This is a genomic window from Mycolicibacterium confluentis, from assembly GCF_010729895.1.
Classification (GTDB): domain Bacteria; phylum Actinomycetota; class Actinomycetes; order Mycobacteriales; family Mycobacteriaceae; genus Mycobacterium; species Mycobacterium confluentis.
The window spans coordinates 904,524-930,157 of sequence record NZ_AP022612.1 but is presented as its reverse complement, the minus strand read 5'-3'; the positions used below and the strand labels follow the sequence as shown (position 1 = coordinate 930,157).

22 protein-coding genes are annotated in these 25,634 nt (G+C 68.0%); 12 read left to right on the top strand and 10 right to left on the bottom strand.

What is annotated here, in order from left to right:
* Positions 1–52 precede the first annotated feature (52 nt).
* On the top strand, positions 53–2,059 hold the full coding sequence (locus G6N34_RS04405; protein WP_234813003.1) for an ATP-binding protein: 2,007 nt from the start codon (positions 53–55) through the stop codon (positions 2,057–2,059).
* Here G6N34_RS04405 and dapE read toward each other — a convergent pair.
* Positions 2,044–3,108: a succinyl-diaminopimelate desuccinylase gene (dapE, locus tag G6N34_RS04400; protein ID WP_085153997.1), complete on the bottom strand. Its 1,065-nt coding sequence runs from the start codon at positions 3,106–3,108 to the stop codon at positions 2,044–2,046. The genes G6N34_RS04405 and dapE overlap by 16 nt on opposite strands.
* 93 nt (positions 3,109–3,201) lie before the next feature.
* Here dapE and dapD point away from each other — a divergent pair, with 93 nt between their 5' ends.
* Together dapD and bluB are read left to right on the top strand one after the other, a co-directional pair.
* Positions 3,202–4,200: a 2,3,4,5-tetrahydropyridine-2,6-dicarboxylate N-succinyltransferase gene (dapD, locus tag G6N34_RS04395; RefSeq protein ID WP_179965723.1), complete on the top strand. Its 999-nt coding sequence runs from the start codon at positions 3,202–3,204 to the stop codon at positions 4,198–4,200.
* 10 nt (positions 4,201–4,210) lie between these two features.
* Complete coding sequence (gene bluB, locus G6N34_RS04390) at positions 4,211–4,855, top strand: 5,6-dimethylbenzimidazole synthase (RefSeq protein ID WP_085153993.1); 645 nt, start codon at positions 4,211–4,213, stop codon at positions 4,853–4,855.
* A 152-nt stretch (positions 4,856–5,007) separates the two neighbouring features.
* Here bluB and G6N34_RS04385 read toward each other — a convergent pair whose 3' ends face one another.
* Together G6N34_RS04385 and G6N34_RS04380 are read right to left on the bottom strand one after the other, a co-directional pair.
* On the bottom strand, positions 5,008–5,355 hold the full coding sequence (locus tag G6N34_RS04385) for a VOC family protein (RefSeq protein WP_085153991.1): 348 nt from the start codon (positions 5,353–5,355) through the stop codon (positions 5,008–5,010).
* Positions 5,346–6,752, bottom strand: a complete 1,407-nt coding sequence (locus G6N34_RS04380; RefSeq protein ID WP_085153989.1) for an acyl-CoA synthetase — start codon at positions 6,750–6,752, stop codon at positions 5,346–5,348. Before G6N34_RS04380 ends, G6N34_RS04385 begins: the two co-directional genes overlap by 10 nt.
* Positions 6,753–6,781: 29 nt before the next feature.
* Here G6N34_RS04380 and G6N34_RS04375 point away from each other — a divergent pair, with 29 nt between their 5' ends.
* The 3 genes from G6N34_RS04375 to G6N34_RS04365 all read left to right on the top strand — a co-directional run bounded on the left by G6N34_RS04375 (position 6,782) and on the right by G6N34_RS04365 (position 8,787).
* Positions 6,782–7,324 carry an NUDIX domain-containing protein gene (locus G6N34_RS04375; protein ID WP_085153987.1) on the top strand — a complete coding sequence of 181 codons (543 nt, stop codon included), beginning with the start codon at positions 6,782–6,784 and terminating at the stop codon, positions 7,322–7,324.
* Positions 7,325–7,385: 61 nt separating this feature from the next.
* Positions 7,386–8,141 carry a DUF5995 family protein gene (locus G6N34_RS04370; RefSeq protein ID WP_085153985.1) on the top strand — a complete coding sequence of 252 codons (756 nt, stop codon included), beginning with the start codon at positions 7,386–7,388 and terminating at the stop codon, positions 8,139–8,141.
* Between the two features lie 142 nt (positions 8,142–8,283).
* A complete protein-coding gene (locus G6N34_RS04365; protein ID WP_085153983.1) occupies positions 8,284–8,787 on the top strand; it encodes an Rv2253 family sensor-like surface protein in 504 nt (167 codons plus the stop codon).
* Here G6N34_RS04365 and G6N34_RS04360 read toward each other — a convergent pair.
* Complete coding sequence (locus G6N34_RS04360; RefSeq protein WP_085153981.1) at positions 8,784–9,749, bottom strand: proline dehydrogenase family protein; 966 nt, start codon at positions 9,747–9,749, stop codon at positions 8,784–8,786. The two genes, G6N34_RS04365 and G6N34_RS04360, sit on opposite strands and share 4 nt — an antisense overlap.
* Before the next feature lie 3 nt (positions 9,750–9,752).
* On the bottom strand, positions 9,753–11,381 hold the full coding sequence (pruA, locus tag G6N34_RS04355) for an L-glutamate gamma-semialdehyde dehydrogenase (RefSeq protein WP_085153979.1): 1,629 nt from the start codon (positions 11,379–11,381) through the stop codon (positions 9,753–9,755).
* Positions 11,382–11,465: 84 nt separating this feature from the next.
* On the opposite strand from pruA, the gene G6N34_RS04350 reads away from it, so the two are divergent.
* Positions 11,466–13,034, top strand: a complete 1,569-nt coding sequence (locus G6N34_RS04350; protein WP_085153977.1) for a helix-turn-helix domain-containing protein — start codon at positions 11,466–11,468, stop codon at positions 13,032–13,034.
* A gap of 18 nt (positions 13,035–13,052) precedes the next feature.
* Here G6N34_RS04350 and dapC read toward each other — a convergent pair whose 3' ends face one another.
* On the bottom strand, positions 13,053–14,138 hold the full coding sequence (dapC, locus tag G6N34_RS04345) for a succinyldiaminopimelate transaminase (protein ID WP_109788586.1): 1,086 nt from the start codon (positions 14,136–14,138) through the stop codon (positions 13,053–13,055).
* 23 nt (positions 14,139–14,161) lie between these two features.
* Positions 14,162–14,485 carry a ferredoxin gene (gene fdxA, locus G6N34_RS27695; RefSeq protein WP_068242986.1) on the bottom strand — a complete coding sequence of 108 codons (324 nt, stop codon included), beginning with the start codon at positions 14,483–14,485 and terminating at the stop codon, positions 14,162–14,164.
* A gap of 282 nt (positions 14,486–14,767) precedes the next feature.
* On the opposite strand from fdxA, the gene G6N34_RS04335 reads away from it, so the two are divergent.
* Together G6N34_RS04335 and G6N34_RS04330 are read left to right on the top strand one after the other, a co-directional pair.
* Positions 14,768–15,328 carry a PadR family transcriptional regulator gene (locus G6N34_RS04335; RefSeq protein WP_085153975.1) on the top strand — a complete coding sequence of 187 codons (561 nt, stop codon included), beginning with the start codon at positions 14,768–14,770 and terminating at the stop codon, positions 15,326–15,328.
* Positions 15,321–17,345, top strand: a complete 2,025-nt coding sequence (locus G6N34_RS04330) for an NADPH-dependent 2,4-dienoyl-CoA reductase (RefSeq protein ID WP_085153973.1) — start codon at positions 15,321–15,323, stop codon at positions 17,343–17,345. The genes G6N34_RS04335 and G6N34_RS04330 overlap by 8 nt, the downstream gene beginning before the upstream one ends.
* A 23-nt stretch (positions 17,346–17,368) precedes the next feature.
* Here the strand turns inward: G6N34_RS04330 and G6N34_RS04325 are convergent, their stop codons facing one another.
* Positions 17,369–17,920 (bottom strand): YceI family protein, encoded by a 552-nt coding sequence (locus tag G6N34_RS04325; RefSeq protein ID WP_085153971.1) that lies wholly within the window; start codon positions 17,918–17,920, stop codon positions 17,369–17,371.
* Positions 17,921–18,344: 424 nt separating this feature from the next.
* Here G6N34_RS04325 and G6N34_RS04320 point away from each other — a divergent pair, with 424 nt between their 5' ends.
* Both G6N34_RS04320 and ctaD read left to right on the top strand, forming a co-directional pair.
* Positions 18,345–18,833, top strand: a complete 489-nt coding sequence (locus tag G6N34_RS04320; RefSeq protein ID WP_085153969.1) for a DUF309 domain-containing protein — start codon at positions 18,345–18,347, stop codon at positions 18,831–18,833.
* A gap of 163 nt (positions 18,834–18,996) precedes the next feature.
* Complete coding sequence (ctaD, locus tag G6N34_RS04315; RefSeq protein ID WP_085154094.1) at positions 18,997–20,703, top strand: aa3-type cytochrome oxidase subunit I; 1,707 nt, start codon at positions 18,997–18,999, stop codon at positions 20,701–20,703.
* On the opposite strand, the gene G6N34_RS04310 is transcribed toward ctaD, so the two are convergent.
* Positions 20,704–23,280, bottom strand: a complete 2,577-nt coding sequence (locus G6N34_RS04310) for a bifunctional FO biosynthesis protein CofGH (RefSeq protein WP_085153967.1) — start codon at positions 23,278–23,280, stop codon at positions 20,704–20,706.
* A gap of 199 nt (positions 23,281–23,479) precedes the next feature.
* Between G6N34_RS04310 and G6N34_RS04305 the strand changes: the two genes are divergently transcribed.
* Positions 23,480–24,709, top strand: coding sequence for a hypothetical protein (locus tag G6N34_RS04305; protein WP_085153965.1), 1,230 nt, complete (start codon positions 23,480–23,482; stop codon positions 24,707–24,709).
* Between the two features lie 131 nt (positions 24,710–24,840).
* Here the strand turns inward: G6N34_RS04305 and G6N34_RS04300 are convergent, their stop codons facing one another.
* Positions 24,841–25,296, bottom strand: coding sequence for a hypothetical protein (locus G6N34_RS04300; protein ID WP_085153963.1), 456 nt, complete (start codon positions 25,294–25,296; stop codon positions 24,841–24,843).
* Positions 25,297–25,634: the final 338 nt, after the last annotated feature.

Below are 25,634 nucleotides of genomic sequence, written 5' to 3'. Positions count from 1 at the left end.
GGCGCTAACCCGGTCAGCCCCGCCGCCCGGGTCATAGGATCCGGCCGTGCCGATGCACTGGAGCGTCCCGCAGCACGCCGACGTCCTCGAGCAGCTCGCGGCGGCGGTGGCGAGGCGTCCCGGCGCCGTCGTGACCGGGCCCGATGGGGTCGGCAAATCGACCCTGGTGCACCAAGCCGCCGCGCAGTACACCGAGGCGCACCCCGGCGTGGCGCTGCGCATCGTGACCGGTACGCCCACCGAACGCGCGGTTCCGTTCGGCGCGTTCGCACATCTGGTCGACGTCGCCGAGATGGGCAAACCCGCCGCGCTGCTGCGCGCCGCGCGCGACTCGTTGCGGGCCGAGGCCGACGACCTGATGATCGTCGACGACGCCAACCAACTCGATCCGCTCTCGGCGACGCTGGTGTACCAACTCGCGCTGGCCGGCGAGACCCGGATGATCGTCACGGCACGCGAAGAGGACGCACCGGCGCCCGTCCGAGCGCTGTGGACCGACGCGCTGCTGCGCCGCATCGACGTCGCGCAGGCCGCTGCGGTCACCTCGGTCGAGGACGCCGAAGCGTTTCTGACCCATGCGCCCGCGGAAGTCCGCGCCGTCCTGGACCACCTCAGCCAGCAGGAGCCCATCCCGCGCGAGGACCTCGTCACGCTGACGTCGGAGGAGGCGGTGCGCGACGCGGAGCGACTCGGAGTGATCGAGGTGCTTCCCCGTGGCGGCGCACAGATGGTGTTCACGACGCATCCGCTGTTCGCGCTGCGCTCAGCGGCGGCCCTCGATCCGGATGCCCGACGACGCATTCGGGGCGCCCTGGCGCAGGTCGCGGCGGCGCGCGCGGGTGACCACCCCAGCGACCGACTCCGGGTGGCCGACCTCGCCGTCGACAGTGATCGCCCGCCGCCCGTCGACCAGACCATCTCCGACGCCGGTGCGGCGTTGCGCCTCGGCGACCTCACCCTGGCCGAACGCCTGGCCCGCTCGGCCTTGGCACGATCCGACGCCCTCGGTGCTCGTCTGGTGCTCGCGCACGCCCTGTCCTGGCAGGGCCGCGGGCGGGAGGCGGCCGAACTGCTCGCTGCCGTGGACCAGAACGGGTTGTCGGACGGTGAAGTGATGGCGTGGGCGCTGCCGCGCGCGGCCAATCAGTTCTGGATGCTCGGCGAGCCCGAGCAGGCGACGGCGTTCCTGCGCAACACCCGCAGTCGCCTCAGCGAACCCTCCGCGCAGACCACGATCGATGCGCTCACCGCCACCTTCTCGATGAACGCCGGAGCGCCGGAGCGTGCGCTGCGGATTGCCGAGACGGTGTTGTCGTCATCGACGGCCGACGACACCGCGGTGGCCTGGGCGGCCAGTGCCGCGGCCCTGTCCTCGGCGCGGATGGGCCGATTCGCCGACGTCGACCCCTATGCGCGACGCGCCTCCGCGGTCGAGCACCCGGGCCTGCTGCGGTTCACGGTCGGGCTGGCGGAGTGCACGGCGCTGGTGATGGCCGGAGACCTCGACGGTGCCGAAGCCGTCGCGCAGCGGCACACCGACTTCGCCGAACTGCAGCAGCCGGGTCGCGCGATCGGTGAGGTGCTTCTCGCCAATGTCGCTCTGGCCAAGGGTGATTCGGCGACCGCAGCGCAACTTCTCGGTCCCGCCGCGGCGGCTCTGGAACGTACGGGCTATTCGTGGGGACCGCTGGCGTTGATGCTTTCGGCAACAGCGAAGGCGCAGCTCGGCGACCTGCCCGGCGCGGCAAAGATGTTGGCACGGGCGGAGTCTCGGCACGGCACCAAATCCGCACTGTTCGCTCCGGAGTTGGGGATCGCACGGGCATGGCGGCTTGCGGCCGGCCGCGATCAGCATGGCGCCGTCGCGGCGGCCAGGCAGGCCGCCGGGATGGCGGAACGATCCGGGCAGGCCGCCATCGCGGTGCAGTGCTGGTATGAGGCAGTCAGGTTCGGTGACCCACGCGCCACCGACGCGCTCGAGCGACTCGCGCCCACGGTCGACGCTGCGCTGACCGACCGCGCGCTCGCCGAAGCCCGCGGGGTTCAGCGGGACAGGTAAGCGCGCAGCGTCTCCGTCACGGCGGTGATCTGCGCGATCTCCACCCGCTCGTCACGCCGGTGGGCCAGGTTCGGATCCCCCGGGCCGTAGTTGAGTGCGGGGATGCCCAGCGCCGCGAACCGCGACACGTCGGTCCAGCCGTACTTGGCCCGCACCTGACCGCCTGCGGCCGCGACAAGTTGGGCCGCGGCGGGCTGCCCGAGACCCGGTAGTGCTCCCGCCGCGGAGTCGGTCAACTCGACGGAGACCGGCAGACCGTCGAACACCTCGCGGACATGGTCGAACGCCTGCTGCGGGCTGCGGTCAGGTGCGAACCGGAAGTTCACCGTCACCGAGGCCGCGTCGGGGATGACGTTGCCCGCCACTCCCCCGTCGATGCGCACGGCCGACAGACCCTCGCGGTACACGCACCCGTCGATGTCGACATCGCGCGGCTGATAGTCGGCCAGCCTCGCCAACGCGAGCGACAGTTTGTGAATCGCGTTGTCGCCCATCCACGATCGCGCCGAATGCGCCCGAGTACCCGTCGCGCTCAGGACAACGCGCAGCGTGCCCTGGCAGCCGGCTTCGATGTAACCGCCCGTCGGCTCCCCCAGCACGGCGACGTCGGCGCGCAGCCACTCCGGCAGGTCGCGCTCGATGCGACCGAGGCCGTTGGCCGAGGCTTCGATCTCCTCGCAGTCGTAGAACACCAGCGTCAGATCGTGGGCGGGGTCCGTGACGGTGGCCGCCAGGTGCAGGAACACCGCGTCACCGGACTTCATGTCGGAGGTGCCGCATCCGTACATGACGTCGCCCTCGATCCGGCTGGGCAGGTTCTCGGCGATCGGCACGGTGTCGAGGTGTCCGGCCAGCATGACGCGACTGGGCAGGCCCCGATTGGTGCGGGCCAGGACGGAGTCGCCGCTGCGGATCACCTCGAAGCCGACGGTCTGCTCGCGCAGCGCGGACTCGACCGCGTCGGCGATGCGCGCCTCGTCGCGCGACTCGCTGGGGATGTCGACCAGCGCCGCGGTCAGGGCAATCGGATCACCGTGAAGGTCCAGCACGACTACCCAGGCTAGCCGCCCTGCCCCCATCCGCCGAGACTGCGGTGAGTGAGCTCAATCCGGCGAGTTTTCGCACTCCCCGCAGTCTCGGCGATGGCAAGGACGTGCCGTGGGCGTCAACTGGGCGTCCCGGTAGCCTGTAACACCGTGACTGGAGCTGCGGGTATCGGATTGGCAACACTGGCGAGCGACGGGTCGGTTCTCGACACCTGGTTCCCCGCCCCGGAACTCGGAACGTTCAGCGACGCCGGCACCGTGCGGCTTTCGGGCGCGGACGCGCCCGCCGACCTGGCCTCATTGGCCGGTCGCGACGAGGACCGCGGCACCGAGACCGTCGTCGTCCGCACCACGATCGCCGACCTCGACGCGAAGGCCGCCGACACGCACGACGTGTACCTGCGTCTGCACCTGCTGTCGCACCGCCTGGTCGCGCCGCACAAGCTCAACGCCGACGGATTCTTCGGCCTGCTGACCAACGTCGTGTGGACCAACCACGGGCCGTGCGCGGTCGAGGGCTTCGAACTGGTGCGCGCCAAGCTGCGCCGCCGCGGGCAGGTGACGGTCTACGGCGTCGACAAGTTCCCCCGCATGGTCGACTACGTCGTGCCCGCGGGCGTGCGCATCGCCGACGCCGACCGTGTGCGACTCGGCGCGCACCTGGCCTCCGGCACCACCGTCATGCACGAGGGATTCGTCAACTTCAACGCGGGCACCCTGGGCAGTTCGATGGTCGAGGGGCGCATCTCGGCCGGCGTGGTCGTCGATGACGGCTCCGACGTCGGCGGCGGTGCCTCGATCATGGGCACGCTGTCGGGCGGCGGCAGCGAGGTCATCTCGCTGGGCAAGCGCTGCCTGCTGGGCGCCAACTCGGGTCTGGGCATCTCGCTGGGCGACGACTGCGTCGTCGAGGCCGGTCTGTATGTCACGGCAGGCACGAAGGTGACCACGTCCGACGGCCAGTCGGTCAAGGCGCGCGAACTGTCCGGATCGTCGAATCTGCTGTTCCGCCGCAACTCACTCAGCGGAGCGGTGGAGGTCGTCCATCGCGACGGCCACGGCATCACCCTCAACGAGGCCCTGCACGCGAACTGAGGCGCCAACAATGAGCCTGCATGCGTTCAGCGACACTGAACGCCACGCGGTCTACCACGCCATCTTCGCCCGGCGTGACATGCGCCGATTCGTGCCCGGCACGTCCGTACCGCCCGAGGCGTTGCACCGGATTCTGCGCGCCGCGCATGCGGCGCCGAGCGTCGGCCTGATGCAACCGTGGCGGTTCATCCGGATCACCGACGACGAGGTTCGCGCCGGGATTCACCGCCTGGTGAACGAGGAGCGGATCCGCACGGCCGAGGCGCTGGGCTCTCGCGACGACGAGTTCATGGCGCTCAAGGTCGAGGGCATCCTGGACTGCGCCGAACTGCTGGTCATCGCGCTGGGCGAGGGCCGCGAGCAGCACGTCTTCGGCCGGCGCACCATGCCGCAGATGGATCTGGCCTCGGCCGCGTGTGCGATTCAGAACGTCTGGCTTGCGGCCCGGGCCGAGGGCTACGGGGTGGGCTGGGTGTCGATCTTCGATCCGGAGGCGTTGGCTCAGCTGCTCGGCATGCCCGCGGGCGCCGAACCCATCGCGGTGCTGTGCCTGGGTGAGGTGCCGGAGTTCCCCGCGCGCCCACAGTTGGAGATCGACCACTGGGCGGTGGCGCGTCCACTTTCGGAGTTCGTCTTCGAGAATGGTTGGGGCTGAGCTCTTCTCACGACGCCGAGCGTCCCCTGGGTCTCTGGCGAGCGGCCCACTTTGTACGCCTGACGCGGCGTGTCACCGTACAGACACGCACACTCGCGGGAAGGTGAGGCCTCGCGGGAAGGGGTGCACGCGGGAAAGAGCTACTCCGCTGGCTACTCAGCGGCGAGGATGCAGAACTCGTTGCCCTCGGGGTCTGCGAGCACAACCCAACTCGACTCGCCCTGCCCTATGTCGACGTGGCGGGCGCCCAAGCCGATCAAGCGCGCCACCTCGGCCTCCTGATCGTCGGGCGTGAAGTCGAAGTGGATGCGGTTCTTGACCACCTTCTCATCGTCGACCGGCAGGAACAGCCACAGCGGCCGGGCTCCACCGGGCGGGCGCAGTGCGACGTCGCCGTCCTCGGTGATCTCCGACGGCCAGTCCAGGGCCTGCGACCACCAGTGCCCGAGCGCCGCGGGATCATGGGCGTCGATGCACAGTTCGCTGAACCTCAGGGGCATGTCATCAACTCCTTCTTGAGCACCTTGCCCATCGCGTTGCGCGGCAGCTCGGCGACGATCCTCACCTCACGCGGCCGCTTATGCCCCGAAAGCTGTTGCCCGACATAGTCGATCAGCTCCTCCGGGGACGCATCCCCGACGACGTAGGCGACGATCCGCTGGCCCAGATCCGCGTCGGGCATCCCGACCACCGCAGCTTCACGCACGCCCGGGTGCTCCAACAGCGCGGTCTCGATCTCGCCGGCTCCCACGCGAAAGCCGCCGGTCTTGATCAGGTCGACCGACTCGCGTCCGACGATGCGGTGCATCCCCTCCGCGTCGATGACGGCGACGTCCCCGGTGCGGTACCAGCCGTCGTCACCGAGCACCTCGGCGGTGGCCTCCGGCCGGTTGAGGTATCCCTTGAACAGCATCGGCGCCCGAACATGGAGGTGGCCAATGGTTTCCCCGTCATGTGGGACGGGCTCACCGGCGTCGTCCACCAGGCGGGTTTCGACTCCCCGAAGGGGGAACCCCACCCAACCCGGGCGACGCTCACCGTCGACGCGGGTGCTCAGCGTGATCAGCGATTCGGTGCTGCCGTACCGTTCCACGGGCGCATGCCCGGTGAGTTCGGTCAGCTTGTCGAACACCGGCACCGGCAGCGGCGCACTGCCCGACACCAGCAGGCGCGCCGACGACAGGGCGCGGGCCGCGTCGGGGTCGGCGACCACCCGCGACCAGACCGTCGGCACCCCGAAGTACAGCGTGCCTCCCGCCGCGGCGTAGGCCTCGGGTGTGGGCTTTCCGGTGTGCACGAATCGGTTGCCGATGCGCAGCGAGCCCAGCAGCCCCAGCACCAGGCCGTGCACGTGGAACAGCGGAAGTCCGTGCACCAGTGTGTCGTCCGCGTTCCACTGCCACGCCTCGGCCAGCGCGTCGATGTCGGCGGCGACGGCCGCGCGGGTGGTCTGGACGCCCTTGGGCAGACCCGTGGTGCCCGAGGTGTACATGATGTAGGCCAGTGCACTGGGCGAGGGTTCGGCGTACCGGTGCCACGACCGGGCGTGCATGCGCACGGGGATGTGCGGCAGTCCGCCGGGATCGTCGGGCAGCTCCCCGAGCCAGGCCTGGGCACCGGAGTCGGTGAGCATGTGCGCGCGTTCGGTGACGCCGACGTCGGCCGGAATCGGCACGAAGGGCACGCCGGCGATCAGGCAGCCCGTCACGGCCAGCACGGTGGCCGGGGTCGGCGTGGCGAGCACGGCCACTCGGCGGGCACCGCCGAGGCGTTCGGCGACCGACGTCGCGGCGCCGACGAGGTCACTGCGGCTCAGCGTGGTGCCGCCGATCGTCACAGCGTCGGCGAGGTCGGCACCGGCGGCCACAGCAGCGGGGTTCAAGGAAGCCAACAGCACGCCTGTGACGCTACCGCGATACTGACCCGATGGATCCCATCGAGCGGTGCAAGTCCGACACGGTGTACTCCAACGCATGGATGACCGTGCGCGAAGACGCCATTCGCCGGCCCGACGGCAGCCACGGCATCTACGGAGTGGTGGACAAACCGGACTATGCGCTGGTGATCGCGCGGCACGACGATCAGTACATGCTCGTCGAGCAGTTCCGGTACCCCCTGGGCATGCGTCGCTGGGAGTTTCCGCAGGGCACCGCGCCGGAGCGCGCTGAGATGGCGCCGGCCGATCTGGCCGCGCGTGAACTTCGCGAGGAGACGGGTCTGACGGCGACCACGATGGTCGAGTTGGGTCTGCTGGACGTCGCGCCGGGGATGAGCAGTCAGCGTGGCCGGGCGTATCTGGCGCTCGGGATCACCGAAGGCCCGCCGCAGCGCGAGCACGAGGAGCAGGACATGCGCTGTGCGTGGTTCACCCGCGAGCAGGTCGAGTCGATGATGCGCACCTCCCAGATCACCGACGCGCAGTCGCTGGCCGCCTGGACGCTGCTGGGACTTCTCGACAACGACACGTAGTCGACTACGCGTGCGAGACCCCCACGGCGCGGCCACAGTGCAACATAGGGGGTGGTTCATCATGCAGGCCAAGGACATCGAGGACGTGCTCGACATCCTGGCGACGATCGTCGCCGACACCAAGAGACGACGGGACCCACTGGGGTACTTCGCGGCGCTCTACCGGCAGGTGACCCTGCGGGTCAGGGACGGGATCGAGTTGGGCATCTTCGAGGACGGTCCGCGGATGTCCCGGTTCGACGCGAAGTTCGCCAATGCCTACTTCGCCGCCTACGACCGGTTCCAGCGCAGGCAACGGACGAGCCGCTCGTGGCAGTTCGCCTTCGAGCAGGCCCGAGCCGACCAGACGATCATCCTGCAGGACCTGCTGCTGGGCATCAACGCCCACATCAACCTGGACCTTGGCGTGGTGACGGGATCGGAGTTCAAGCCCGCCGCTCTGCCGGGGTTTCGCACGGACTTCGACGAGATCAACGAGGTGCTGGCGAGCCTGATCCCGCTGGCCCGCAAAGCCGTCGAGGAGTTCTCACCCAAGCTCGCCGAACTGACCGCGGTCGGCGGGCCCGATGTGGCGCTGGCGCTGAACTTCAGCGTGGACATCGCGCGCGACGAGGCCTGGCGCGCCGGCACGCTGGTGTCGAACGTCCCGGGTGCCATCCGGCCGCTCGTCATCGACGGGTTGGACAACCGGACCAAGCTCCTCGGCCGCGTCATCGCAAACCCTCCGGAGCCGATCGGGACGGTGGTGCGGCGGATTCGTCGGGCCGAGAGCACCGACGTCGTCGGCATCATCACGGCGCTCGATTCGCTGGTCTGACGCGGCCGGCAACACCTGCGCCAAGACCGGGCATCGACTCCATAACGACTTGGTCATGCCCCGCGTCGCGATTCGGGAATTGACGGACCCCGTCGATACCTTGGGTGGACCACCGACCAATCCACATCATTCGAGGAAAACGATGCGCATCCGACGCCCACGCGGTGCGGTGATGGCCCTGTGCCTCATCGCGGGGTTGACGTTGATCGGAGTGGCTCCGGCGCAGGCCGCGGGGCAGCCGTGGATGGGGCGGTATTCGATGGTGACCTATGCCTCGCAGAAGGGCGGCACCAGCGCGGCGGTCCGCCAGCGCGAGGCCGACTTCGCCGCGGTCTTCACGTTGTCGACCAGTTGCGGCGCGGGTGCGTGCGTCGCCACGGCCGACGGCCCGCCGTCCTCGAACCCGACCGTGCCCAACCCGTTGCGCTACTCATGGGACGGCCAGCAGTGGAAGACCAGCTACGAGTGGGTGTGGCAGTGCTCAATCGGCGGTGACACCAGCCAGTCGCAGTGGAGTCCGGCGCAGTCGTTCACGTTCTACGCGCCACAGCCTGACGGGTCGCTGCGCGGCATCTGGCACACCGACATCTCCACCGGAGCCTGCCGCGGCAGCGTCGTGATGCCGGTCGCCGCGTACCCGGCCTAACCCCGCTGCACCAACGCACGCGCAAAGAACGCCAGGTTGGCGGGGCGCTCGGCCAGGCGCCGCATGAAGTAGCCGAACCACTGCGTGCCGAACGGCACGTAGACGCGGATGTTGGCGCCCGCGTCGGCCAGACGAACCTGCTCGGCATCCCGGATGCCGTAGAGCATCTGGTACTCGAAATCCCCTGCTCCCCGCCCGCATTCACGGGCAATACCGGCCACGGCATCGATCACCGCCGGATCGTGTGAGGCGACCATGGGGTATCCAGAACCGGCCATCAGCACCCGCAGGCAGCGCACATAGCTGGCCGTGACTTCATCGGGGTTGCGGTGGGCGACAGCGGCCGGTTCGTCATAGGCGCCCTTGCACAATCGAATCCGGGCACCGGAGGCCGCGAACTCCTGACAGTCGCCGTAGGTGCGGCGCAGATAGGCCTGCAGGACGGTGCCCAGCCACGGGAAGTCGGCGCGCAGTTCGCGCACAATCAGCAGGGTCGAGTCCGTCGTGGTGTGGTCCTCGGCGTCGACCGTGACCCACGCCCCGACTTCACGTGCCCGGGTGCAGATCAGATGGGCGTTCTCCAGCGCGATCTTCTCACCGTCGCGGTCCAGCGCCTGCCCCAGCGCCGACAGCTTCAACGAGACCTCGAGCGGCGCAACCCCTTCAGGATTCGCCTCGCCCCGTTCTCCCAGAAGGTCCAACAGCCTCAGGTAGACCTGCACGTTGGCGTCGGCGGCGCCCGTGTCGATGACATCCTCGCCGAGGTGGTCGATGCTGACCATCCGCCCCGAGTACCGCAGGTCCGCGACGGCGCTGAGCACGTCCTCGACCGTCTCCCCCGGCACGAACCGTTGCACCACCCGACGGGTCAGAGGGATCCGTTCCGCAGACCGCTTCAAGCCGTGGGAATGGCTCGCGGTCAGGATCGCGGGTCGGGCCAGGGTGTCGAAGAGGCGTGTCATGGCTCAGACCTCCATGTGCGGGTAGGGGTGCGACGTGGCCGGCACGAACGTCTCCTTGATGGACCGCGCGGATGTCCAGCGCAACAGATTCAGCGCCGAGCCGGCTTTGTCGTTGGTGCCCGAGGCCCGCGATCCGCCGAATGGTTGTTGCCCGACGACCGCCCCGGTGGGCTTGTCGTTGATGTAGAAGTTGCCCGCGGCGTGCCGCAGGCGTTCGGACGCCGTGAGCACCGCCCCGCGGTCGTCGGCGATCACCGCTCCGGTCAGCGCATACTTGGCCCCCTGGTCGACGACCGTCAGGATCTCGTCGAACTTGTCGTCCGGATACACGTGCACCGCGAGGATCGGCCCGAAGTACTCGGTGGAGAACGCCTCATCCGTCGGGTCGTCGGACAGCAGCACGGTGGGACGCACGAAATAGCCTGTGCTCTCGTCATACTCGCCGCCAGCGGCCACCGTCACCCCCGCCGCACCCTTGGCCCGCTCGATGGCCTTGACGTTCTTGGCGAAAGCCCGCTCGTCGATCAGGGCGCCGCCGTAATTGCGCAGATCGGTGACGTCGCCGTAGGCCAGCGCGTCGGTGGCACCAAGGAAATCGTCACCCATCTCGTGCCACACCGACTGCGGGATGAACGCGCGCGAAGCGGCCGAACACTTCTGCCCCTGATAGTCGAACGCACCGCGAATCAGCGCGGTCTGCAGCACGTCTGGCCGTGCCGACGAGTGGGCCACGACGAAGTCCTTGCCGCCGGTCTCCCCGACCAGACGCGGATAGCTGTGGTAGCGCTCGATATTGGTGCCGACCTCCCGCCATAGATGCTGGAAGGTCGCGGTGGACCCGGTGAAGTGGATTCCGCTGAGGCGTGGATCCGTCAGCACCACCTCGGAGACCGCCAGACCGTCACCGGCCACGAGGTTGATGACGCCGGGCGGCAGGCCTGCGGCTTCGAGCAGTTGCATGGTCAGGTAGGCCGAGAACGTCTGCGTGACCGAGGGTTTCCACACCACGGTATTGCCCATCAGCGCGGGTGCGGTGGGCAGGTTACCCGCGATCGCGGTGAAGTTGAACGGCGTGATGGCGTAGACGAATCCATCGAGCGGCCGGTAGTCGGTGCGGTTCCACACGCCGCGCGAACTCATCGGCTGCTGCGCCAGAATCTGGCGGGCGAAAGCGACATTGAACCGCCAGAAGTCGACGAGTTCGCAGGGCGCATCGATCTCGGCCTGATAGGCGGTCTTCGACTGGCCCAGCATGGTCGCCGCTGCGATCTTCTCGCGCCACGGCCCAGCCAGCAGGTCGGCCGCGCGCAGGAACACCGCGGCGCGTTCGTCGAAGGGCATCGCGGCCCAGTTCGCCTTGGCCGCCATCGCGGCGTCCACGGCGTCTGCGGCCTCACGGTGCTCGGCGTTGGTGAGTGTGCCCAGCACGGCGCTGTGGCGATGCGGTTGGACGACGTCGATGCGGGCACCGTCGCCCATCAGGCGCCGGCCGGCGATGACATGTGGGAGATCGATCGGAGCCGAGGTGAGCTCGTCCAAGGCGGTGATCAGGCGATCGCGCTCGGGCGACCCGGGGGCGTAGTCATGGACCGGTTCGTTGGCGGGAAGCGGCACGTCGGAGATGGCATCCATGGGGTCAACGATCCCCGACATGACCGACCGAACTGTGAGCTGATCAGCCAATCCAGAGCGTCGGTGTTAGTAGAATCGGACAATATGCGGGTCACGGGAGTAAGCCTCGGTCAACTGCTGTTGGCCCTGGACGCGACCCTGGTCACGCTGGTGCAGGCGCCCCGCGGGCTCGATCTTCCGGTGGCGTCGGCCGCGCTGCTGGACTCCGACGACGTCCGCCTGGGCCTTGCGCTCGCGGCGGGGTCGGCCGACGTGTTCTTCCTCCTCGGCATCTCCGAGGCCGAGGCGCTGAGATGGCTGGACCGGCAGGCCACCGCACGGCATCCCACCGCGATCTTCGCCAAGGAGCCCGGATCGACGCTCGTCGAGCGGGCCGCGACGCTGGGCGTCGCCGTCGTCGCAGTCGACCCCCGCGCGCGATGGGAACGGCTGTACCGCCTGGTCAACCATGTCTTCGAGCATCACGGCGACCGCGCCGACCCTCAGTCCGACTCCGGCACCGACCTCTTCGGCCTGGCACAGTCCATCGCCGACCGGACGCACGGCATGGTCAGCATCGAGGACGCGCAGTCGCATGTGCTCGCGTATTCGGCGTCCAACGACGAGGCCGACGAACTGCGCCGGCTGTCGATCCTGGGCCGCGCCGGGCCGCCCGAGCACCTGGCGTGGATCGCGCAGTGGGGCATCTTCGACGCACTGCGCGTGGGCAGCGGCGTCGTGCGGGTGGCCGCACGCCCGGAACTGGGACTGCGGCCTCGGCGTGCGATCGGCGTCCACCGCCCCGACGTCGACCAGCGTCGGACCCCGACGTTCGCGGGGACGATCTGGGTCCAGGAGGGGTCCCGTCCATTGGCCGACGACGCCGACGACGTGCTGCGGGGTGCCGCCGTCCTCGCGGCACGCATCATGACGAGGCTGATGAGCACACCGTCGATGCACACCGTCCGGGCCCACGAACTGCTCGGACTGCGTGAGGGCGGCGACGACCTCGGCACGCTGGCCCGGGAACTCGGGATCGCCGAAGACGGCCGGGCCGCGGTCGTCGGCGTGCAGTGCGCAGCGCCTCATGCTCGGCTGGGCGACATTCTGGGGCTGAGCGCGAGCGCGTTTCGCCGCGACGCCGTGGTCGCGTCCGTCGGCCAGCGGGCCTACGTGGTGTTCCCCGACGCGGGCCGACCCGCGGCCGTCACGTCGTGGATCCGCGGTGTGGTGAGTTCCCTGAAGACCGAGTTGGGCCTGGATCTGCGGGCCGTGACGGCCGCGTCGCTGGCCGGGCTCGGTCAGGTCGCGGCGGCCCGCGTCGACATCGACCGCGTGCTGGACAGTGGCGATCGGCATCCCGGCGCGATCGATCGGGTGAGCTCGACTGCGGAGGCACGCACCACCGTGCTGCTCGACGAGATCGTCACCTGGCTGGCCGACAATCCTCGGCTGCTGGATTCCCGGATCCAGCAGTTGGATTCGACGTTGACCCGGACGCTGCGCACCTATCTGGACAGCTTCGGTGATGTGGCCGACGCCGCCGAGGCACTGCACGTGCACCCCAACACCGTGCGGTACCGGGTACGTCGGATCGAGCAGGTGCTGGGGACGTCGCTGGGCGACCCGGAGTCACGACTGCTGCTGGACTTGAGCCTGCGCGCGTCGGGTTGACCCGGCGTCAGGACGGAGTCAGGACAGGCGGGCGACTGCGGCGTCGATGCGCTCGTCTGTCGCGGTCAACGCGATCCGGACGTGCTGGGCGCCGCGCGCGCCGTAAAACTCACCGGGCGCAACAAGGATGCCGCGCTCGGCCAACCATGCCAGCGTCTGACGGCACGGTTCGCCGCGCGTGGCCCACAGGTAGAGGCCCGCCTCGGAGTCGTCGACCGTGAATCCGGCGCGCTGGATCGCCGGGAGCAGCGCCTCGCGGCGCCGCGCGTACAGCGAGCGTTGATGCGCCTCGTGGGCGTCGTCGTCCAGGGCCGCGACCATGGCGGCCTGGATGGGCGTCGGCACCATCATCCCGGCGTGCTTGCGCACCGCGAGGAGTTCGGCGACCAGTTTCGGGTCACCCGCGACGAAGCCGGCGCGGTAGCCGGCCAGCGACGAGGTCTTGGACAACGAGTGCACCGCGAGCAGTCCGGTGTGGTCACCGTCGCAGACCGACGGGTGCAGCACCGACAGCGGTTGAGCGTCCCAGCCCAGGCCCAGGTAGCACTCGTCGGACGCGACGATCACGCCGCGCTCGCGGGCCCAGCCGACCACCTTGCGGAGGTGGTCGACGCCCAGCACCTTGCCGGTCGGGTTGCTCGGTGAGTTGATGAAGATCAGCGCCGGTGTCTGCGGACCCAGTTGAGTCAGCGAATCGGCGGGCAGCACCTGCGCACCCGCGAGGCGCGCGCCGACGTCGTACGTCGGATACGCCAACTCCGGGATGACCACCAGGTCATCGCGGCCCAGGCCGAGCAGCGTCGGCAACCAGGCGATGAGCTCTTTGGTGCCGATCACCGGCAGCACCGCATGCTCTTCCAGTCCGGTGATGCCGTACCGGCGCTGAAGTGCACCCACGGCGGACTGACGCAGCGCGGGCGTGCCCGCCGTCGTCGGGTAACCGGGTGCGGACGCGGCCGCCGCGAGGGCGTCCTGGATGAGCGGGGCAACCGGATCGACAGGCGTGCCGACCGACAGGTCGACGATGCCGTCCGGGTGCGATCGGGCCTTGGCGGTGACGTCGGCGAGGGTGTCCCACGGGAAGACCGGCAGGGACGCCGACACCTTTAGCCCGGTCACTGCTGTGCTCAGTCTTCCGCCTTCGGCGGCAGGCTCTTGACCGACGCCGGATCGTTGTCGGTCTGGCCGACCTTCGAGGCGCCGCCGGGCGAGCCGAGTTCTTCGAAGAAGTCTGCGTTGCTCTGGATGTAGCCACTCCAGTCGTCGGGCACATCGTCTTCGTAGAAGATGGCCTCGACCGGGCAGACCGGCTCGCAGGCACCACAGTCCACGCACTCGTCGGGGTGGATGTAGAGCATCCGTGCGCCCTCATAGATGCAGTCGACGGGGCACTCTTCGATACATGCCTTGTCTTTGACGTCGACGCAAGGTTCGGCGATCACGTATGTCACAGAAATCTCCTCTGGGTCTCTGCGTTAACTCGGTGCAGGGCTGCTGTTCTTATCGTCCAGCGGGCTGATGACCAGTATCCGATGACCAAAACCGGACGGCTGTGCCAGTGTGCCCTAACTTCCACGCCCAGACCCTCTCAGGCGCGGTACCTGATACTAGACGTCGCATTTACAAGTCGCGCAAACGCGGCACCCGGTGCGTCTCCGCCCGCGCTGCGGATATGCATCCAGGCGCTGTGCACTTTGTTGCATATGACCGCCGGTACTGCATACGCTTCTCGGGTGGCCCTGCCCCATGCGATCTTGGTGTCGCTGTGCGAACAGTCCGGTACCGGCTATGAGCTGGCGAGGAGGTTCGACCGGTCGATCGGCCACTTCTGGCGTGCCACGCATCAGCAGATCTACCGGACGCTGCGCACCATGGAGGCCGACGGCTGGGTGCACGTCACACCCGTCGTCCAGCAGGGTCGGCCGGACAAGAAGGTCTACACCGTCGCCGACGCCGGTCGCGCCGAACTGTCGGCTTGGATCGCCGCCCCGCTGTCCGGGGCGGGCAGTTCGGTGAGTGATTCCCGCACCCGCGACTTGGCGGTGAAACTGCGCGGGGCGCAGTACGGCGGCGACGGTGCGTTGGAAGCGCTGCGCGGGCAGATCGTGTCGTTGCGGGCCGAGCGCGCCGCGCTGCTCGACACCTACCGCGGCTACGAGAAGAGTCAGTTCGCCGACCCCGCCTCGCTGGACGGCGGTGCGCTCCACCAGTACCTCGTGCTGCGCGGCGGCATCCGCGCCGAGGAGGGGTCCCTCGACTGGCTCGACGAGATTCTGGAGGCCATCGGTGCCTGATCCCTATCCGAACCTGTTGTCGCCCCTGGATCTGGGGTTCACCACGCTGCGGAATCGAGTGGTGATGGGTTCGATGCACACCGGTCTCGAGGATCGCGCCAAGGACATCGACAAGCTGGCCGCCTACTTCGCCGAACGCGCTCGCGGTGGTGTGGGCCTGATCATCACGGGCGGATATGCCCCCAACCGCACGGGATGGCTGCTGCCCTTCGCTGCGCAGTTGGTGTCCTCGAAGGAGGCACGACGGCACCGGCGGATCACGTCCGCCGTGCACGCCGAGGGCGCGAAGATCCTGCTGCAGATCCTGCATGCGGGGCGCTACGCCTACCATCCGCTGTCGGTCAGCGCCTCCTCGATCAAGGCTCCCATCAACCCCTTTCGGCCGCGTGCACTGTCCGACCGTGGCGTCCGGACGACCATCGACGACTTCGTCCGCTGCGCGTTGCTGGCCCGGGACGCCGGCTATGACGGGGTTGAGATCATGGGCAGCGAGGGCTACCTGCTCAACCAGTTCCTGGCACCGCGGACGAATAGACGCCGTGACGCGTGGGGCGGGTCGCCCGAGAATCGCCGACGGCTGCCGGTCGAGATCGTGCGCCGGGTCCGCTCCGCCGTCGGTCCGGAGTTCATCATCGACTATCGGATGTCGATGGCCGACTACGTCGAGGACGGCCAGAGCTGGGACGAGATCGTCGCCCTGGCAACCGAAGTCGAGGCCGCTGGCGCGACATTCATCAACACCGGCGTCGGCTGGCACGAGGCGCGGGTGCCCACCATCGTCACCTCGGTGCCCAACGCGGCCTTCATCGACATCTCCAACGCCGTCGCCGAGCACGTCAGCATCCCGGTGGTGGCGTCCAACCGGATCAACATGCCCGAGTCCGCCGAGCAGATCCTGGCCGAAACTCGCGTGCAGTTGATCTCGATGGCCCGGCCACTGCTGTCCGACCCGGACTGGGTGGCCAAGGCCGCGGCCAACGCCTCCGATGAGATCAACACGTGCATCGCCTGCAATCAGGCCTGCCTGGACCATGCCTTCGTGCACAAAACCGTGTCCTGCCTTCTGAATCCACGCGCAGGCCACGAGACCACCCTCGTGCTCGGGCCCACCCGTCGCGCGCGCTCGGTGGCTGTCGTCGGTGCGGGTCCAGCGGGACTGGCCGCGGCCCTGAACGCGGCAGAGCGCGGTCACCGGGTGACACTGTTCGACGCCAACGAGTTCATCGGCGGCCAGTTCGACATGGCGCGGCGCATCCCCGGCAAGGAGGAGTTCAACGAGACCATCCGGTACTACACGACCATGCTCGCCAAGCACGGTGTGGATGTTCGCCTTGGAACCCGCGTGGACGCCGACGATCTGGTGGGCTTCGACGACGTGGTGCTGGCCACCGGTGTGGCGCCGCGCCTTCCCTCCATTCCCGGCATCGACCATCCGAAGGTGCTGACCTACGCCGAGGCGATCTACGGGGTCCGGACGGTGGGCAAGCGCGTCGCCGTGATCGGCGCGGGCGGAATCGGTTTCGACGTCAGCGAACTGCTGACCACCGACGAGTCGCCCACCCTGAACCTCAAGGAGTGGAAGGCCGAATGGGGTGTCGCCGACCCCCAGGAAGCCCGCGGCGCATTGACCACTCCCCTGCCGGCGCCCGCTGCCCGCGAGGTGTATCTGCTGCAGCGCAGCAAGGGCGCTCAGGGCCGCGGCCTGGGCAAGACCTCCGGCTGGGTGCACCGAGCTTCACTGAAAGCCAAAGGGGTGCATCAGCTTTCCGGCGTGAATTACGAGCGCATCGACGATTCCGGACTGCACATCAGCTTTGGCTCTGACCACTCGGACCCGCAGATCTTGGCGGTGGACACCGTCGTGGTGTGCGCCGGGCAGGAGCCGGTTCGCGATCTCGAGGATGCACTGCGGTCTCGAGGCGTGGAGCCGCATGTGATCGGAGGTGCGGCGCTGGCGGCCGAACTGGATGCCAAGCGGGCGATCCGCCAGGGCACCGAGTTGGCCGCCAGGCTGTAGTCCGTCGGCCTGTTTGAGGTCCGTCAGGCCTGCTTGAGCGCCTCAATCTCAAGGGTGATGGTGACCTTGTCGCCGACCACGGCGCCGCCGGTCTCCAAAGGTGCATCGAAGCTGATGCCGAAGTCCCTGCGGTTGAGGACAACCGAGGCTTCGAAACCGGCCACCTCGCCGTGTCCCATGCCAGGGTTGACTCCATTGAATTCGAGCGCAAGGCTGACCGGCTTGGTGACGCCGTGCAGCGTGAAATCTCCGTTGACAACGTATTCGTCGCCCTTGGCCTCGACGCTGGTGGAGCGGAAGGTCGCGGTCGGGTACTGCTCGACATCGAAGAAGTCTGCGGCCTTGAGGTGGGCATCGCGCTGTTCATTGCCCGTGTTCACCGACGCCACCTCGATCTCAGCACTGACCGAGGGCGTGCCGTCCTCGGCGACCGTGATGGCGCCACTGAAGCTGCCGAACGTGCCGCGCACCTTGCTCACCATGAGATGGCGGACTGCGAATCCGACGGTGGAATGTACGGGATCGATCGCCCAGGTCCCGGTGGCCAGATCGGTGGTCTTCAGTGCTGTGGTCATGACGTCTCCTTGATCTCGCGGCGCAGTCTTCCCGGCACCGTCATTCGCATAAACGGACCCTGGTCCGGTTATATTCCCCAGGGATCAACTTCCGCAGGGCTGTCGACCGCCGAGAACAACGGCGGACGCCGCATCAACGACCACCACCACCCCGAAAACCTCCTCAACCCCTACAAGGAGGACAACCAAGGCCGGTCCGACCCCGGCGGCGACAGTGACTGAGCCGCCAAGGCCACCGGGGCCGCCCCAACCGAGCGCCGGCGACGAAAGGCGGGGAGACGCCGACGGCCACGACCCCGACTGCAACAGGGCAGTCGGGGCGGCTGGTCGGTGTGGGGCGGGAAGGTGCGGAGTGCCGCCGTCGTCGTCGAGATCGATTGGAAGCCCGCGGCATAGGATTGAGGTCATCCAGGACGGGGACACAGTGACGAGCGAATCTGACCGCGACCGCGACGAATCGGGTCGTCCCCGCAACTCACGGCCACGCGACGTGCTCGGCCGCCCACTTCCCCCTGGCAGCCAGGGCGTACCGCGCATCAGCGAAGATCTGAAGCTCGCCCCGGACGAGACACTCCGCTACGCGCAACGACTGCTCGACGACGGTTTGGCATTCCACGCACATGAGGTGTTCGAAGCCGCCTGGAAGACCGGTCCAGCCGCAGAACGCGCACTGTGGCAGGCGTTGGCGCAGTTTGCGGTCGGCATCACCCACATCCAGCGCGGCAATCCCAGGGGTGCTGCCGCCCTGCTGCGACGAGCGTCGGACCGCATCGACGAGGTGCCCCGCCCGCTGCCCTACGGGATCGACGGTGACGGCCTGATCGAGTCCGCACAAACCATTGCCGCCGACCTCGATGCGGGTGCCGACATCACCCCGTCCCGACTACGGCCGAGACTGCTGACCGAGGCGTAGGCCGCGTAGTTTCAAGCGCACGGCGGGCAGCTCCTCGTGATCGAGGGACCTTTGGCCCTAGAGCACGCAGCTCGCCGTAGTCACGCTGGGAATCATTGCTGAACTCGGACTAGTGGGGGAGGCCAGCAATGTCGAGCGTCGCATTCATGGCTTGGCGGGTCTCGTGACAGCCGAGGCGCCACCGGTTGGCGAACTGACGGTCAGGCGTCCGTTTCCGGCCCGGATGGGGCCCAAGGGCAATCTGGTCTACAAACTGGTGACCACCACCGACCACAAGTTGATCGGGATCATGTATGTGGTCACCTGCTTCGCGTTCTTCTTCATCGGCGGGCTGATGGCGCTGTTGATCCGCGCCGAACTCGGGTTGACCGGGCTGCAGTTCCTCTCCAACGAGCAGTACAACCAGCTGTTCACCATGCACGGCACGGTGATGCTGCTGTTCTATGCGACACCGGTCGTATTCGGGTTCGCCAACCTGGTGCTGCCGCTGCAGATCGGCGCCCCCGACGTGGCGTTCCCCCGGCTCAACGCGCTGTCGTACTGGTTGTTCCTCTTCGGCGGACTGATCGCCCTTTCGGGCTTCATCACCCCGGGTGGCGCGGCCGACTTCGGTTGGACCGCCTACTCGCCGCTGACCGACGCCATCCACTCCCCTGGTGCCGGTGCTGACCTGTGGATCCTGGGCCTGGCCGTCGGCGGTCTGGGCACCATCCTCGGTGGCGTCAACATGATCACCACCGTGGTCTGCATGCGTGCCCCGGGCATGACGATGTTCCGGATGCCGATCTTCACCTGGAACATCCTGGTGACCTCGATCCTGGTGCTGCTGGTGTTCCCGCTGCTGACCGCCGCACTGTTCGGCCTGGCCGCCGACCGTCACCTGGGTGCCCATGTCTACGATCCCGCCAACGGCGGTGTGCTGTTGTGGCAGCACCTGTTCTGGTTCTTCGGGCACCCCGAGGTGTACATCGTCGCGCTGCCGTTCTTCGGCATCGTGTCCGAGATCTTTCCGGTGTTCAGCCGCAAGCCGATCTTCGGTTACACCACGCTGATCTACGCCACGCTGTCCATCGCCGCGCTGTCGATGGCCGTGTGGGCGCACCACATGTTCGCCACGGGTGCGGTGCTCTACCCCTTCTTCTCCTTCATGACGTTCCTGATCGCGGTGCCAACGGGTATCAAGTTCTTCAACTGGATCGGCACGATGTGGAGGGGCCAGTTGTCGTTTGAGTCACCGATGCTGTTCTCCGTCGGCTTCATCATCACGTTCCTGCTCGGTGGCCTGTCCGGCGTGCTGCTGGCCAGCCCGCCGCTGGACTTCCAGGTTCATGACAGCTACTTCGTGGTGGCCCACTTCCACTACGTGCTCTTCGGCACGATCGTGTTCGCCACCTACGCCGGCATCTACTTCTGGTTCCCGAAGATGACGGGCCGCATGCTCGACGAGCGCCTGGGCAAGTTGCACTTCTGGTTGACCTTCATCGGCTTCCACACCACGTTTCTGGTGCAGCACTGGCTGGGTGACGAGGGCATGCCGCGCCGCTATGCCGACTACCTGCCCACCGACGGGTTCACCACCCTGAACGTCGTCTCGACGATCGGGGCCTTCATCCTCGGTTTGTCGGTGCTGCCGTTCACGTGGAACGTGTTCAAGAGCTGGCGCTATGGGGAGCCCGTCACCGTCGACGACCCGTGGGGCTACGGCAACTCGCTCGAGTGGGCCACCAGCTGCCCGCCGCCGCGACACAACTTCACCGAGCTGCCCCGAATCCGTTCGGAGAGGCCCGCATTCGAGCTGCACTACCCGCACATGGTGGAGCGGATGCGCGCCGAGTCCCACATCGGCCGAGCCCACGCCGACTCGGACTAGTCAGGCCGCGTGCTTGGCGTAGGTCGTGGTGCGCTGACGGGCGGGCCGGCCGATACCGGCCGCGATCTCGATCAGTTCGGCGGCGGTCTTGGCCGAGCCGTTCTCCGAACCGGCCATGCGCGAGATGGTCTCCTCCATCAGCGTGCCGCCGAGGTCGTTGGCGCCGCCGCGCAGCATGACCTGTGTGCGTTCGACGCCGAGCTTGACCCAACTGGTCTGGATCTGAGAAATCCTGCCGTGCAGCATGATCCGGGCCAGCGCGTGCACGGCACGATTGTCGCGATGGGTGGGCCCGGGCCGCGCAGCGCCCGCCAGGTACAGCGGCGAGGACTGGTGCACGAACGGCAGCGGCACAAACTCGGTGAAACCGCCGGTGCGGTCCTGGATCTCCCGCAACACGTTGAGGTGACCGACCCAGTGCCTCGGGGTGTCGACGTGGCCATACATCATGGTCGAACTCGACCGCAGACCCACCTCGTGCGCGGTGCTGACGACCTCGATCCACATGGAGGTCGGCAGCTTGCCCTTGGTCAGCACCCAACGCACCTCGTCGTCGAGGATCTCAGCGGCGGTTCCCGGGATGGTGTCGAGGCCGGCTTCGCGCAGGGCGATCAACCACTCACGAATGCTCAACCCGCTCTTCGTGACACCGTTGGCGATCTCCATGGGAGAGAACGCATGCACATGCATCGAGGGCACCCGCGCCTTGACGGCCCGCACCAGATCGGCGTAACCCGTCACCGGCAGTTCCGGATCGATCCCGCCCTGCATGCACACCTCGGTGGCACCCGCGACGTGCGCCTCCCAGGCTCGGTCGGCGACCTCGTCGGTCGACAGCGAGTACGCGTCGGCATCGCCCTTGCGCTGCGCGAAGGCACAGAACCGGCACCCTGTGTAGCAGATGTTGGTGAAGTTGATGTTCCGATTCACCACGAATGTCACGTCGTCGCCGACCACCTCGCGGCGCAGCGAATCAGCAAGCGCGGTCACGGCTTCCAGCGCGGGACCATCCGCGGTGGCAAGCGCCAGGTACTCGTCGTCGCTGCATCCGGCAGGGTCACGTTCGGCCGATCGCAGCGCGGAGAGGACGTCGGTGTCGATCCGCTCGGGCGCGCGCGCCGCGAGTTCGTGGACGTGCGCGCGGATGGATTCCCAATCACCGAATGCACTGTCTAGATCGCTGCGCGTCTCGGTCAGCCGCCCGTCGGAGTCGATCGCGGTGTGCAGGTCGGTGCGCCCCAGCGACTCGGAGGCCTCGTCCGGTTCCTGCCAGGGCAGGCCCGTCGGATTGACGTCGCGGGCCCAACCGGTGTCGGGATCCGCCACGGCGTCGACATGCGCACGCACCCGCGGGTCGATCCAGGCCGCGCCGGCCTGGATGTACTTGGGATGTGCGGTCAGCCGCTGAACCAGGTCGTAGCCGGCCTCGGCGGTGACGTCGGCGAGGTCATCCAATGCGGGCCAGGGCCGTTCGGGGTTGACGTGGTCGGGCGTCAGCGGAGACACGCCGCCCCAGTCGTCGACTCCCGCGCCGACCAGCGCCAGACACTCCTCGCGCGACACGAGGTTCGGTGGCGCCTGGATACGCATGCCGGGGCCGAGCACCAGTCGGGTCACGGCAATCGTGGCCAGGAAATCTTCGAGCCCGGCATCCGGCGTCGATGCCATGGCGGTGTGGTCCTTGGCACGGAAGTTCTGCACGATCACTTCCTGGATGTGCCCAAACTCCTTATGCGACTTCCGAATCGCATGAATCGTCTCGGCCCGCTCGGCCAGGTTCTCCCCGATTCCCACGAGCAGTCCCGTTGTGAACGGGATGGACAGCCGACCGGCATCGGTCAGCGTGCGCAGGCGAACCGCGGGATCCTTGTCCGGGCTGCCGTAGTGCGCCTCGCCCTTGGTCTCGAACAGTCGCCGCGATGTGGTCTCAAGCATCATGCCCATTGAGGGTGCGACGGGCTTGAGTCGCGACAACTCCGACCAGCTCATTACGCCGGGATTGAGGTGCGGCAGCAGGCCGGTCTCCTCCAGCACGCGAATTGCCATGGCGCGCACGTAGTCCAGCGTCGAGTCATAACCGCGCTCATCGAGCCACTGCCGCGCCTCGGGCCAGCGGTCTTCGGGTCGATCGCCGAGGGTGAACAGAGCCTCTTTGCAGCCCAGTTCGGCGCCCTGCCGCGCGACCTCGAGGATCTCGTCGGGCTCCATGTACATGCCCATACCCTGCTTGCGCAGCGCGCCCGGGACGGTGACGAAAGTGCAGTAATGGCAGGTGTCCCGGCACAGGTGGGTGACGGGGATGAACACCTTGCGCGAATAGCTGATCGGCAGGCGCCCCTTTGGGCCACGCCGACCCGTCGACTCCAGGCCCGCATCGCGAACCCGCGCGGCACTCGCACACAGATCCGTCAGGTCATCTCCGCGGGCGGCCAATGCGATGGCGGCCTCGTCGACGTTGAGGGCGACTCCGTCGCGTGCTCGCCGCAGGACTCGCCGCAGCGCCGCTTGACTCGGGGCATCTGTATCCACGGGTATGACCGGTGCGGGCAGGTCAACGCGCTGCGGGTTCAGAGCCACTCCTCGATAACCCATCGATGGTTGAGATTCATCCGCATGTCTCACTATCTGAAACGTCGGTGCCTGCCCTGACGCCCCCCACACTAGCCGCGCCGACGGCTTCGGTGAACACACCCTCGGTTGTGTGCAGCAATACGGGCAGATCAGCCGCCCAGCGCGTAGATTTCAGGACGGCCAAATCCACAGGCAAGGGGCTGGTATGGGTGTTTCCGTTCGCTCGGTTCTGACCGTTGGCGTCGCGACGCTGACGGCCACCGCGATCGTGGCCGCTCCAGTCGTGTCACCGCCCGCCCCCGCTGCGCCACCGGCCGTCACCTGGTCGGTGCAGAACACCGCGAGCGTCGCCCCCAACCTGTTCACCCTGGCCGCGCCGCCGTCGCCCGATGCGGGGGTCGCCCCGATGAACGCGGCCTCGAACGTCATCGACACCGTGTATGAGTTCACTCGACGCTGGGCCAACTACGCTTCGCTCGAACTGGCCCCGTGGGCGCTGAGCTTCGTCCCGTTCGGTTACCTGATCTCCGACCAGATCTTCATCTGGTACCAGCCCTTCGTGCTCGCGGTGACCGATGCGTTCGTCTACGACTTCCTGGACCCGGTGGTCAACGACCCGCTCAACCTCGGCGTCTGGGCCGCCGGAATCGGCGCCATCGCCGACGCCGCCGTCAATGGTGTGATCGCCGGCGTCCGAGGGGAGATCAACTACGCCCTGAGCCTGCAGTGGCTGCCGTTCCCCATACCGCCGCTGCCGCCGTGGTGGCCGAGCCTCTCGTCAGTCGCGTCCGCGTCCGTCGCCACAGAGCCAGAGTCAGTCCTCAACGCCACGGAAGCCCTCACGGAAATGTCCGAGTCGCTTGGCGAGGCCTGGGACGCTGCGATCCAGCCGGCGATCCAGCGCGGAGTCGACCACCTGGCCCAGGCGCTCGACCCCGCGACCTGGGTTCCTGCGCTCGACGAGATCGCACCCGCCGACAGGTCCGGTTCCGCACTGACGTCGCCACCGGTGCAGCTCACTGACCTCGAAAACGAAGGCGCGACGCAGTCCGGGGACCAGGGAACGCCACCTGAGCCCACCCCGGACACCACGTCCGTCACCACGCCCGCCCCGGCGGATGTCACCACGCCCGCCGACGTCGCGGTCCAGCATCCGCGGAATGTCCTCGCCAAAACCTTGTCACGGCTTGAACTGACCAGGGAGAAGGCCGGCAGGAATTTCGACAGGGCGGCCAAGGCCGTCAAGTCCTCCTCCGAGGCGACCGCCCAGTCCGACAAAAAGGACGACAGCAGGGACCACACCAGTTCCGACCCCGCGGTGGGTGACAGCCCACGTACACGCATCGGAGACGGCCTGAAGACCCGGGTGGCGAAAGCCGTCGAGAAGGCCACCACGTCCAAGTCACCGCGAAGGTCCGCCGAAACCGCGGAGTAGCGCAGACCGAGGCCGGGCCTGCCCGACGGGCGCTGGCGCAGCCGATCAGGCTGGCCGAGGGCACTGACGCAGACCGGGCCTGCCCCGAGGGCGCTGGCGCAGCCGATCAGCGGGAGATCAGCGCAAGCCTTTCAGCGATTGGCTTGCGCGCGGCGAAGCTTCGCGTCGTTGTGCCGCACCAGGAACCAGGCGGCCGGTGCCGCCCCGACCGCGATGAGCAGGATCGGGTAGAACGCGCGCCAACCCGATCCGCCGAACATGATGTCGCCGCCGGGACCCCCGAAGGTCAACAATCCGGCAGTGATCAGCCACGTCCAGAGTGGGAGCGCAGCGATGCGCGTCTCCGTCGTCCACTGGCTGGCAGCCCACACCAACGCCAGGTTGACCAGGCCTGCGACGATGGCACTGATCGGGAACGGAATGACACCGATATACAGCGGCAACAGCAGCGCAGACATGACGGCGCAGATGACGCCGTCGACGGCGAGGAGAGCTAGGACGATGACGCGACTGGCGGAATCGACTCCGCGGTCGTCGGTCAGGTCGGGACGCTGTCGAGCAGCGCGGTCAGCGAGCCCACGACCCACTGGAAGTTGTCCAGCCGGTCCTGCCAATGCTGCTGGTTGGGGTCCAGATCCGGATCCATGGTTCGTCCCTTCCGATGCGCCGCTGTCGGCAGCCTACCCGACATAGGTAGTCACTACTCGAATCTCCGGCCAGGGCTACGCGTGTGCGGCGCAGGGCGTATCGCACCGTCACGAAGCACCGTAATTTCCTGCGCAGAGCCGAATCGAGGGGGATCGATGAGCAGCAGAATCTGCGCCGCGATGATCGCGGGGATCGCGCAGGGCCGCACCGAAACACAGCACCAGGCGGGCCGAAACCGCGCGAAGAGGACTCGGACGCGCCGCTTCCGGCGCTCTCC

Bases quoted from the DNA above. Each gene is read 5' to 3' on its own strand.
- G6N34_RS04405 (WP_234813003.1), top strand. From the start codon at position 53: ATGCACTGGAGCGTCCCGCAGCACGCCGACGTCCTCGAGCAGCTCGCG.
- dapD (WP_179965723.1), top strand. From the start codon at position 3,202: ATGGCAAGGACGTGCCGTGGGCGTCAACTGGGCGTCCCGGTAGCCTGT.
- bluB (WP_085153993.1), top strand. From the start codon at position 4,211: ATGAGCCTGCATGCGTTCAGCGACACTGAACGCCACGCGGTCTACCAC.
- G6N34_RS04385 (WP_085153991.1), bottom strand. From the start codon at position 5,355: ATGCCCCTGAGGTTCAGCGAACTGTGCATCGACGCCCATGATCCCGCG.
- G6N34_RS04375 (WP_085153987.1), top strand. From the start codon at position 6,782: ATGGATCCCATCGAGCGGTGCAAGTCCGACACGGTGTACTCCAACGCA.
- G6N34_RS04370 (WP_085153985.1), top strand. From the start codon at position 7,386: ATGCAGGCCAAGGACATCGAGGACGTGCTCGACATCCTGGCGACGATC.
- G6N34_RS04365 (WP_085153983.1), top strand. From the start codon at position 8,284: ATGCGCATCCGACGCCCACGCGGTGCGGTGATGGCCCTGTGCCTCATC.
- G6N34_RS04360 (WP_085153981.1), bottom strand. From the start codon at position 9,749: ATGACACGCCTCTTCGACACCCTGGCCCGACCCGCGATCCTGACCGCG.
- pruA (WP_085153979.1), bottom strand. From the start codon at position 11,381: ATGGATGCCATCTCCGACGTGCCGCTTCCCGCCAACGAACCGGTCCAT.
- G6N34_RS04350 (WP_085153977.1), top strand. From the start codon at position 11,466: ATGCGGGTCACGGGAGTAAGCCTCGGTCAACTGCTGTTGGCCCTGGAC.
- G6N34_RS04325 (WP_085153971.1), bottom strand. From the start codon at position 17,920: ATGACCACAGCACTGAAGACCACCGATCTGGCCACCGGGACCTGGGCG.
- G6N34_RS04305 (WP_085153965.1), top strand. From the start codon at position 23,480: ATGGGTGTTTCCGTTCGCTCGGTTCTGACCGTTGGCGTCGCGACGCTG.